The sequence below is a fragment of the Shigella sp. FC1567 genome, from assembly GCF_001743015.1.
GTDB lineage: Bacteria > Pseudomonadota > Gammaproteobacteria > Enterobacterales > Enterobacteriaceae > Escherichia > Escherichia coli.
This window is the reverse complement of sequence record NZ_MIIV01000070.1, coordinates 1-9,561: the sequence shown is the minus strand read 5'-3', so window position 1 is coordinate 9,561 and position 9,561 is coordinate 1. Positions and strand designations below refer to the sequence as shown.

12 protein-coding genes and 2 pseudogenes are annotated in these 9,561 nt (G+C 49.3%); 9 read left to right on the top strand and 5 right to left on the bottom strand.

Going from position 1 to position 9,561, the window contains the following annotated elements; genetic code table 11:
- Positions 1-322, bottom strand: a pseudogene (locus tag BHE85_RS05800) (transposase); the annotation flags it as partial.
- 55 nt (positions 323-377) lie between these two features.
- On the opposite strand from BHE85_RS05800, the pseudogene BHE85_RS05795 reads away from it, so the two are divergent.
- The 9 genes and pseudogenes from BHE85_RS05795 to selO form a co-directional block, all read left to right on the top strand.
- Positions 378-515: pseudogene (locus tag BHE85_RS05795) on the top strand (tyrosine-type recombinase/integrase); the annotation flags it as partial.
- A gap of 2 nt (positions 516-517) precedes the next feature.
- A complete protein-coding gene (locus BHE85_RS05790; protein ID WP_000668483.1) occupies positions 518-880 on the top strand; it encodes a hypothetical protein in 363 nt (120 codons plus the stop codon).
- Complete coding sequence (locus BHE85_RS05785; protein WP_000829983.1) at positions 880-1,317, top strand: hypothetical protein; 438 nt, start codon at positions 880-882, stop codon at positions 1,315-1,317. Before BHE85_RS05790 ends, BHE85_RS05785 begins: the two co-directional genes overlap by 1 nt.
- 209 nt (positions 1,318-1,526) lie before the next feature.
- Positions 1,527-2,507 (top strand): vitamin B12 ABC transporter permease BtuC, encoded by a 981-nt coding sequence (btuC, locus tag BHE85_RS05780; RefSeq protein WP_000956507.1) that lies wholly within the window; start codon positions 1,527-1,529, stop codon positions 2,505-2,507.
- 62 nt (positions 2,508-2,569) lie between these two features.
- The gene (gene btuE / locus BHE85_RS05775; RefSeq protein ID WP_001154187.1) at positions 2,570-3,121 is read left to right on the top strand and encodes a bifunctional thioredoxin/glutathione peroxidase; all 552 of its coding nucleotides are present in this window, start codon (positions 2,570-2,572) and stop codon (positions 3,119-3,121) included.
- On the top strand, positions 3,121-3,870 hold the full coding sequence (btuD, locus tag BHE85_RS05770; protein WP_039064116.1) for a vitamin B12 ABC transporter ATP-binding protein BtuD: 750 nt from the start codon (positions 3,121-3,123) through the stop codon (positions 3,868-3,870). The genes btuE and btuD overlap by 1 nt, the downstream gene beginning before the upstream one ends.
- 77 nt (positions 3,871-3,947) lie before the next feature.
- Positions 3,948-4,412, top strand: coding sequence for an NlpC/P60 family protein (locus BHE85_RS05765; RefSeq protein ID WP_001209786.1), 465 nt, complete (start codon positions 3,948-3,950; stop codon positions 4,410-4,412).
- Between the two features lie 245 nt (positions 4,413-4,657).
- Positions 4,658-5,371 (top strand): anti-FlhDC factor, encoded by a 714-nt coding sequence (gene ydiV, locus BHE85_RS05760; RefSeq protein WP_001300634.1) that lies wholly within the window; start codon positions 4,658-4,660, stop codon positions 5,369-5,371.
- A gap of 62 nt (positions 5,372-5,433) precedes the next feature.
- The gene (gene selO, locus BHE85_RS05755) at positions 5,434-6,870 is read left to right on the top strand and encodes a protein adenylyltransferase SelO (RefSeq protein WP_000175693.1); all 1,437 of its coding nucleotides are present in this window, start codon (positions 5,434-5,436) and stop codon (positions 6,868-6,870) included.
- Between the two features lie 3 nt (positions 6,871-6,873).
- Here selO and hemP read toward each other — a convergent pair whose 3' ends face one another.
- The 4 genes from hemP to BHE85_RS27035 all read right to left on the bottom strand — a co-directional run.
- Positions 6,874-7,065 carry a hemin uptake protein HemP gene (gene hemP, locus BHE85_RS05750; RefSeq protein WP_001270810.1) on the bottom strand — a complete coding sequence of 64 codons (192 nt, stop codon included), beginning with the start codon at positions 7,063-7,065 and terminating at the stop codon, positions 6,874-6,876.
- A gap of 131 nt (positions 7,066-7,196) precedes the next feature.
- Positions 7,197-8,243: a 3-deoxy-7-phosphoheptulonate synthase AroH gene (aroH, locus tag BHE85_RS05745; protein WP_001082226.1), complete on the bottom strand. Its 1,047-nt coding sequence runs from the start codon at positions 8,241-8,243 to the stop codon at positions 7,197-7,199.
- Positions 8,244-8,398: 155 nt separating this feature from the next.
- Positions 8,399-9,232 (bottom strand): posphoenolpyruvate synthetase regulatory kinase/phosphorylase PpsR, encoded by an 834-nt coding sequence (gene ppsR, locus BHE85_RS05740; RefSeq protein WP_000368051.1) that lies wholly within the window; start codon positions 9,230-9,232, stop codon positions 8,399-8,401.
- Between the two features lie 109 nt (positions 9,233-9,341).
- Positions 9,342-9,561: hypothetical protein (locus BHE85_RS27035; protein WP_371440897.1), on the bottom strand; the 220-nt coding region annotated here is incomplete at its 5' end.

Genomic DNA, 9,561 nt, shown 5'->3' with positions numbered 1-9,561 from the left:
TTTTCCAGAGGCGGTCGAACTCCGCCTTCGCAAAATAAGCGGAAGCCTGGCGAAGGATATCGTTACTGCGGCGCAGTTCACGATTTTCACGTTCCAGCTCTTTCAGACGCTGACGTTCAGCGGTGGTGAGCCCGCCATCACCGCCTCCGGTATCCCGCTCATGCTGGCGTACCCAGACACGCAGAGTCTCCGGTGTACAGCCAATCTTTGGGGCAATGGAACAAATTGCCGCCCACTGTGAGTCATATTCGCCCTGACTTTCCAGAACCATACGAATCGCCCTCTGACGGACTTCGGGGGAAAAACGAGTATTTTTAGTCATCCTGTTTACCTCTTTCTCAGGGAGTTTAGTCTCCAGGATTCCCGGGGCGGTTCACATGATGAACGGCGGCAATATTCTGACGCTCCAGAAAATTCTGGGGCACGCAAAGATTCAGACAACGATGATTTATGCCCATCTTGCGCCGGATTACCTGCAGGATGCGGTGAGGTTTAATCCACTAGGAGGTGCTTAAGAGTGAAGTTTCATTTAGATGAACTTAAAAGAATGGCAACGCTCGATAATTTTGCGCGTTTTCTCAATGAGTCGTCTACGAATGAAAAATGTTTGTCGTGTGGCGATACGGATATGTACATGTATTTGACGAATATTGTTGAGGTGGGGCCTGAGCCGAAAACTGCTGAGGAGTGTGATTTAGGCACTTTTGTTATGCTTGATTACATCGGTCCATTTACTGGGTATCCGGGATATGAGGGACATGATCGGGAAAATATCCATAACTATGAATTCCGACTTACCTGTAACAGATGTGGGTTTGTTCATCGTTACTCGGCCCGGGCCTTTATGAACTGGGTAGGCAAGCAGGGTGATGAGAAGTGATGGCAGAGAATGTTGCACATATTTCGCGGTTCAGAAAAAAGAAAGAGAATGCCTATAATGTATCCAACAACCAAGTAACAGGAAGTGGTAATGATGGAGGTGATGGCATGAATGACGACCTTGAACGGCGGGTCAGTTGCCTGGAAAGTGATGTGACTGAAATCAAAAACAACCTGATTACTCTCACCACAAGAAGCGAATCCTTTGCTACCAAATCTGATGTACTGGAGATTCGCGAAGGGTTGAGGCTTGAGATGGCAGAATCGCGCCAATCCCTGAAGTCTGAGATGGCTGATTTACGCCAGTCTCTGAAAGTTGAGATGGCTGAGCATCGTACTGAACTTCAGAAATCATTTGCAAATCAGACTTGGTTACTCACAGGTATTGTCCTGTCTGCGATGGCCGTGCTTGTGGCTGTGGTTACTGTTATTAAGTAAATTTATGGCGGCGATATGATCCACAAAGTGACCACATCCCTGTTATTTGTTGTGGTTGGCTGTGTTTTTGTGTGTCTGTAAGTCTTTGATAATTATCTAACTTGTTGATTTTTACTTGTGTTTATGGCCGCTCTGCGGCCTTTTTTTCTTTTCACTGTCGAAGAGTCACCGTAAAATCAACGCCATGACACTTCAGCAGAACGGATACCATGCTGACACTTGCCCGCCAACAACAGCGACAAAATATTCGCTGGTTATTATGCCTGTCAGTTTTGATGCTGCTGGCGCTTCTTTTAAGCCTTTGCGCCGGTGAACAATGGATCTCGCTAGGTGACTGGTTTACTCCTCGTGGCGAACTGTTCGTCTGGCAAATTCGCCTGCCACGTACGCTGGCTGTATTGTTGGTTGGTGCGGCGCTGGCTATATCCGGCGCTGTAATGCAGGCGTTGTTTGAAAATCCTCTGGCAGAACCTGGACTACTTGGCGTCTCTAACGGCGCAGGCGTGGGGCTTATCGCCGCGGTATTGCTTGGGCAAGGGCAACTCCCCAACTGGGCGCTAGGGCTGTGTGCGATTGCTGGCGCGCTTATCATTACTTTAATACTCTTACGTTTCGCCCGTCGTCATCTTTCGACCAGTCGGTTATTGCTGGCTGGCGTTGCATTAGGGATTATCTGTAGCGCACTAATGACGTGGGCTATCTACTTTTCCACCTCTGTTGATTTACGTCAGCTGATGTACTGGATGATGGGCGGTTTTGGCGGCGTAGACTGGCGGCAAAGCTGGCTGATGCTGGCATTGATCCCCGTGTTGTTGTGGATCTGTTGTCAGTCCAGGCCGATGAATATGTTAGCACTTGGCGAGATCTCGGCGCGGCAACTGGGTTTACCCCTGTGGTTCTGGCGCAATGTGCTGGTGGCCGCGACCGGCTGGATGGTTGGCGTCAGTGTGGCGCTGGCGGGTGCTATCGGCTTTATTGGTCTGGTGATCCCACATATTCTTCGGTTGTGTGGTTTAACCGATCATCGCGTATTACTTCCCGGCTGCGCGCTGGCAGGGGCGAGCGCATTGCTGCTGGCCGATATTGTAGCGCGCCTGGCATTAGCTGCCGCAGAGCTGCTTATTGGCGTGGTCACCGCAACGTTGGGTGCGCCGGTGTTTATCTGGTTATTGTTAAAAGCAAGACGTTAGCCGCAAAAAGACGGTCTATGATTAAAAGCTAAGATTTTTACTGACCACACCCAGGAGAAACGATGCAAGATTCCATTCTGACGACCGTAGTGAAAGATATCGACGGTGAAGTGACCACGCTGGAGAAGTACGCCGGTAATGTGCTGTTGATTGTCAATGTCGCCTCAAAGTGTGGCTTAACGCCGCAATATGAGCAGTTGGAGAATATTCAGAAAGCCTGGGCCGATCGAGGTTTTGTGGTGCTGGGATTCCCGTGCAACCAGTTTCTGGAACAAGAACCGGGCAGCGATGAAGAGATTAAAACTTACTGTACCACCACATGGGGGGTGACGTTCCCGATGTTCAGTAAGATTGAAGTTAACGGCGAAGGACGCCATCCGCTGTATCAAAAATTGATTGCCGCAGCGCCGACCGCAGTCGCGCCGGAAGAGAGCGGATTCTATGCCCGTATGGTCAGCAAAGGTCGTGCACCGCTGTACCCTGATGATATTTTATGGAATTTTGAGAAATTTTTAGTTGGCAGGGACGGATTGGTCATCCAGCGTTTTTCCCCGGATATGACGCCGGAAGACCCCATTGTGATGGAAAGCATTAAACTGGCGTTGGCAAAATAATGTCTATTGTGATGCAGTTACAGGATGTTGCGGAATCTACCCGCCTAGGGCCACTTTCTGGCGAGGTTCGGGCTGGGGAGATCCTGCACCTGGTGGGGCCGAATGGCGCGGGTAAGAGTACCTTGCTTGCACGAATGGCCGGAATGACCAGCGGTAAGGGAAGAATTCAGTTCGCGGGGCAACCCCTGGAAGCATGGTCCGCAACAAAACTCGCGCTGCATCGCGCCTATCTTTCACAACAGCAGACGCCGCCGTTTGCAATGCCGGTCTGGCACTACCTGACACTGCATCAGCACGATAAAACGCGTACCGAACTACTGAATGATGTCGCAGGGGCGCTGGCTCTTGATGACAAACTCGGTCGTAGCACCAATCAACTTTCCGGCGGTGAATGGCAACGCGTAGGTCTTGCTGCGGTGGTGTTGCAAATCACACCACAAGCCAATCCCGCAGGCCAATTGCTGCTTCTTGATGAGCCGATGAACAGTCTTGATGTTGCGCAACAAAGTGCGTTAGACAAAATTCTGAGCGCGCTGTGTCAGCAAGGACTGGCGATTGTGATGAGCAGTCACGATCTCAACCACACGTTGCGTCATGCGCATCGGGCGTGGTTGCTAAAAGGTGGAAAAATGCTGGCCAGTGGACGCAGAGAAGAGGTGCTCACGCCGCCAAATCTGGCGCAGGCCTATGGGATGAATTTTCGCCGTCTGGATATCGAAGGTCACAGAATGCTGATTTTGACCATCTGATTTCATTAGTATCTTGAAAATCGGGTAATTACGACGCTAAATTAATGCAAGAATAAAAAACAGAGGAACCGTACGGAATGCGTTTCTGCCTTATTTTGATCACAGCACTGTTTCTGGCCGGGTGTAGCCACCATAAAGCACCGCCGCCAAATGCCAGACTTTCTGATTCGATTACCGTTATTGCCGGTTTGAACGACCAGCTACAAAGCTGGCATGGCACGCCGTATCGTTATGGTGGCATGACGCGGCGCGGTGTGGACTGTTCGGGATTTGTGGTTGTGACGATGCGCGATCGTTTCGATTTGCAGCTGCCCCGTGAAACCAAACAACAAGCCTCTATTGGCACGCAAATTGATAAAGACAAGTTGCTGCCAGGTGACCTGGTCTTTTTCAAAACGGGGTCCGGACAAAATGGTTTGCATGTAGGTATTTACGATACCAACAACCAATTTATCCACGCCTCTACCAGCAAGGGAGTGATGCGTTCCTCACTTGATAATGTCTATTGGCAGAAAAATTTCTGGCAGGCGAGACGAATCTAGTATGTCGAAAAATGGACGGCGATGATACATCGCCGTCCATTTACTCCTGAATACAGTAGTATTTTGCAGACAAAAATTCCGTAAATGGATTATTCGTTTATAATCAGGATAATCTAAAAAAAGACCCCTGAAAAAGTGGTTAACATGGAACAAATGAAAGTTACTCCTTCTGTAATTGTTATGTCTTATGGCCTCATCCCTTTTAGCCGGATACTGAAAAACATCCTTCGAGAGGGACGGTTACCATGAAGATTTTTTTGGAGAATCTTTATCATTCTGATTGCTATTTCCTGCCGATAAGAGATAACCAGCAAGTCCTTGTCGGCGTTGAGTTAATTACCCATTTCTCCAGTGAAGATGGCACGGTGCGTATCCCGACGAGTCGGGTTATAGCGCAACTTACCGAGGAGCAACATTGGCAATTATTTTCAGAGCAGTTGGAATTACTAAAATCATGCCAACATTTTTTTATTCAACATAAACTCTTTGCCTGGCTTAATTTAACGCCACAAGTGGCTACATTATTATTAGAGAGGGATAATTACGCAGGCGAACTATTAAAATATCCGTTTATTGAACTGTTGATTAATGAGAATTACCCGCATCTCAATGAAGGAAAAGATAATCGCGGTCTTTTATCCTTATCGCAAGTGTATCCCCTTGTGTTAGGTAATTTGGGAGCAGGCAATAGCACAATGAAAGCGGTTTTTGATGGTCTTTTCACCCGCGTCATGCTGGATAAAAGTTTTATTCAGCAACAAATCACGCACCGCTCCTTCGAACCGTTTATTCGTGCGATCCAGGCGCAAATTTCCCCTTGTTGCAATTGCATCATTGCGGGAGGCATTGATACGGCAGAAATATTGGCACAGATTACCCCCTTCGATTTCCATGCTCTCCAGGGATGCCTGTGGCCTGCCGTTCCCATAAATCAGATAACGACGTTGGTTCAGCGATAACCCTTCTGTTTGCTGGTGTTTAAGACGAGAGTAACCGTCTACACTATCAAACAGGAGGATCTATGACCCTGTCTTTTGTTACCCGCTGGCGCGATGAATTGCCAGAAACCTATACAGCACTTTCCCCTACGCCTTTAAATAATGCCCGGCTGATTTGGCATAATATCGAACTGGCTAACACGCTGAGTATTCCATCGTCGCTGTTTAAAAATGGCGCAGGTGTCTGGGGCGGCGAAGCCCTACTGCCTGGTATGTCACCACTGGCGCAGGTTTACAGTGGTCATCAGTTCGGCGTCTGGGCGGGCCAACTGGGTGATGGGCGCGGCATTTTACTCGGCGAACAACTGCTTGCTGATGGCACTACAATGGACTGGCATCTGAAAGGTGCTGGCCTGACGCCTTATTCGCGAATGGGTGATGGACGGGCGGTTTTACGTTCGACGATACGAGAAAGTCTCGCCAGTGAGGCGATGCATTATCTGGGCATTCCGACGACCCGCGCGTTAAGTATCGTCACCAGCGATTCGCCAGTGTATCGGGAAACGGCGGAGCCAGGCGCGATGCTGATGCGTGTGGCACCAAGTCATCTGCGCTTTGGTCATTTCGAACATTTTTACTACCGCCGCGAGTCGGAAAAGGTTCGTCAGTTAGCTGACTTTGCTATTCGTCATTACTGGTCACATCTTGAAGATGATGAGGACAAATACCGTCTCTGGTTTAGCGATGTTGTCGCACGTACCGCGTCGTTAATTGCCCAATGGCAGACGGTCGGCTTTGCACATGGGGTGATGAATACCGACAACATGTCGCTGCTGGGACTGACGCTTGATTACGGGCCGTTTGGTTTTCTTGATGATTACGAACCCGGTTTTATTTGTAATCACTCGGATCATCAAGGGCGTTATAGCTTTGATAATCAACCTGCTGTCGCGTTGTGGAATTTACAGCGTCTGGCGCAGACATTGTCACCATTTGTTGCCGTAGATGCCCTGAATGAGGCCCTGGACAGCTATCAGCAGGTTTTGTTGACGCATTATGGACAACGGATGCGGCAGAAACTGGGCTTCATGACGGAGCAAAAAGAGGATAACGCGCTACTGAATGAATTATTCAGTCTGATGGCGCGAGAGCGCAGCGATTATACCCGCACATTCCGCATGCTGAGTCTGACCGAGCAGCACAGCGCGGCGTCACCGCTACGTGATGAGTTTATTGATCGTGCGGCATTTGATGACTGGTTTGCCCGTTATCGGGGGCGTTTGCAACAAGACGAGGTTAGCGATAGTGAGCGTCAGCAACTGATACAAAGCGTTAACCCAGCTCTGGTATTGCGCAACTGGTTGGCGCAACGGGCGATTGAAGCGGCAGAAAAGGGTGATATGATGGAATTGCACCGCCTGCATGAGGCGTTGCGAAATCCTTTCAGCGACAGAGATGATGACTATGTCAGTCGTCCACCTGACTGGGGTAAACGGCTGGAAGTCAGCTGCTCGAGTTAAAGGCTACTTAGTTAACAGCAGCTTGCCAGCCTGAGTTTTACGGAGCAGATATTCTTGCCCGTCATGATCGATAATCAGTTTGCCATCCGGACCTAACAGTGTCTGGCTGGTAATTCGCCGGATGGGCTGCGGGGAAGCGGTCTTGTGATTGGCATCCGTTTCAGGCGTGAGTTTTCTGCTATCCGTATAACGCATAAAAATTAATAATAATTGATATAACAATGATTCTTATTATCAATATTATGGCAGGCCAGAGCAAGCAGTAATGTGTTGAGAAGACAACAAGTTGCGCAGAAATGCCCATCCCATCAGGAATGGGCACGCATTCAGAAGCGGGTATCTACCGCAGAGGCGAGTTTTTCGACCAGGCGTTCGGTATCTTCCCAGCCCAGACACGGGTCGGTAATGGATTGACCGTAAGTGAGCGGCTGACCGCCGACGATTTTTTGCGTTCCTTCGCGCAGGAAACTTTCCGCCATAATTCCAGCAATCGCCGTAGAGCCATTGCGGATTTGCTGACAAATATCCTCACAAACTTCTAACTGGCGACGGTGCTGCTTCTGGCAGTTACCGTGGCTGAAATCCACCACCAGATGTTCAGGTAAATCAAACTCGTGCAGCGTATCGCAGGCTGCGGCGATATCATCGGCATGATAATTCGGTTTTTTGCCGCCACGCATAATAATGTGGCCATACGGGTTGCCGCTGGTCTGATAGATGGTCATCTGACCATTTTTGTCTGGCGAGAGGAACATATGGCTGGCGCGGGCTGCGCGGATAGCATCCACGGCAATCCGCGTGTTGCCATCGGTACCATTTTTAAAACCTACCGGACAGGAGAGTGCTGAAGCCATTTCGCGGTGGATCTGACTTTCGGTAGTACGAGCGCCAATCGCGCCCCAACTGATTAAATCAGCAATAAACTGACCGGTCACCATATCGAGAAACTCAGTCGCGGTAGGGACACCCAGCTCATTTACCTGTAAAAGTAATTTGCGCGCCAGCTCCAGACCGTGATTTACCCGATAGCTGCCGTTTAAATCCGGATCGGAGATTAGCCCTTTCCAGCCGACAACAGTTCGTGGTTTTTCAAAATAGGTGCGCATTACGATTTCCAGCCGTGACTGGTACTGGTTGCGCAGCGACTGCAGACGGGTGGCGTACTCCATTGCAGCGGTGAGATCGTGGATCGAGCAGGGGCCAATAATGACCAACAGTCGCTTATCTTCACCATTCAGTATTTTTTCAATTCTGCGGCGGGAGTCGGTGACATGGGTGGCGACGCCAGGCGTTACGGGATACCGTAGCGCGAGTTCGGCGGGCGTTACCAGGCTCTCAATACGCGCAGTACGGAGTTCGTCAGTTCTGTTCATTACAAGTCTCAGAAATTTGTTGCTTCTACGGCAGGACTACCGGGAAGTGATGCGCATCACGATAAACCAATCGCAGCTGATTTCAAGTGCGAGGTGTGTCACACCTCGCCGGGTGGTTAGCATGATAACAAAAAACAAACCAGCGCACTAGTTCTCTAGTACATTCGGCGACTAAGGCCCATGATATCGAGGATCTTGGTGGCAATCTCTTCTACCGAATAATTGGTACTGTTAATCCACGGGATCTGATTTTTACGGTACAAGGCTTCCACTTCCGCGACTTCCATTCTGCACTGACGAAGCGAGGCATAGCGACTGTTCTCCCGACGTTCCTCGCGAATCGCCGCCAGACGTTCCGGGTCGATAGTCAGGCCGAACAATTTATGCTGAAGCGGTTTGAGCGACGCGGGTAGCACCAGATTATCCATATCGTCGGCAATAAAGGGGTAGTTTGCCGTGCGGATACCAAATTGCATTGCCAGATACAGACTGGTGGGGGTTTTACCACAGCGAGAAACACCGAGCAGGATCACCTGAGCCTGATCCAGATTGCGCAACGAAATGCCGTCATCGTGGGCAAGGGTGTAATCAATCGCCGCAATGCGCGCATCATATTTATTGAGATTATTAGGGTTAAGGCCATGGGTACGATGAGCAATCGGCGTTGGATCCAGTTTCATCTCTTGTTGTAGCGGGGCAACCAGCGCCTGAACGATATCCTGGCAAAAGCCTTCACTTTGCAAGATGATGGCGCGAATCTCCGGCAACACGATGGAGTAGAAGACCAGCGGGCGCACACCTGTCTGGTGATAAATTGCGTCAATCTGATCCTTCACTGCCCGTGCACGGCTCTCATTTTCGACAAACGGCAGCGTAATGCTGCTGATAGTGACGGGAAATTGTGACATTACTGCGTGTCCTAATACCTCCGCAGTTATTGCCGTACCATCAGAAATATAAAAAACGTGGCGATCAACAGCATTATCCATTTTGTTCTTCCCGTGATGCAGACATAATTCTATGAAAGCATAAATTAAAAACGCACAGAAGCGTAGGAGGTAATGTCTGGTTTATAAAATGAACCTTCAATTTTATTTTTTATGAAAACAGCATTTCATTTTTATGGTTTCGTTTATACCGATGGTTTATGTGGAAATTGTCGAATAGAGCAGGTTTGCGCAACGCTGGTAGACTGGCCCCCTGAATCTCCAGACAACCAGTATCACTTAAATAAGTGATAGTCTTAATACTAGTTTTTAGACTAGTCATTGGAGTACAGATGATTGATGTCTTAGGGCCGGAGAAACGCAGACGGCGT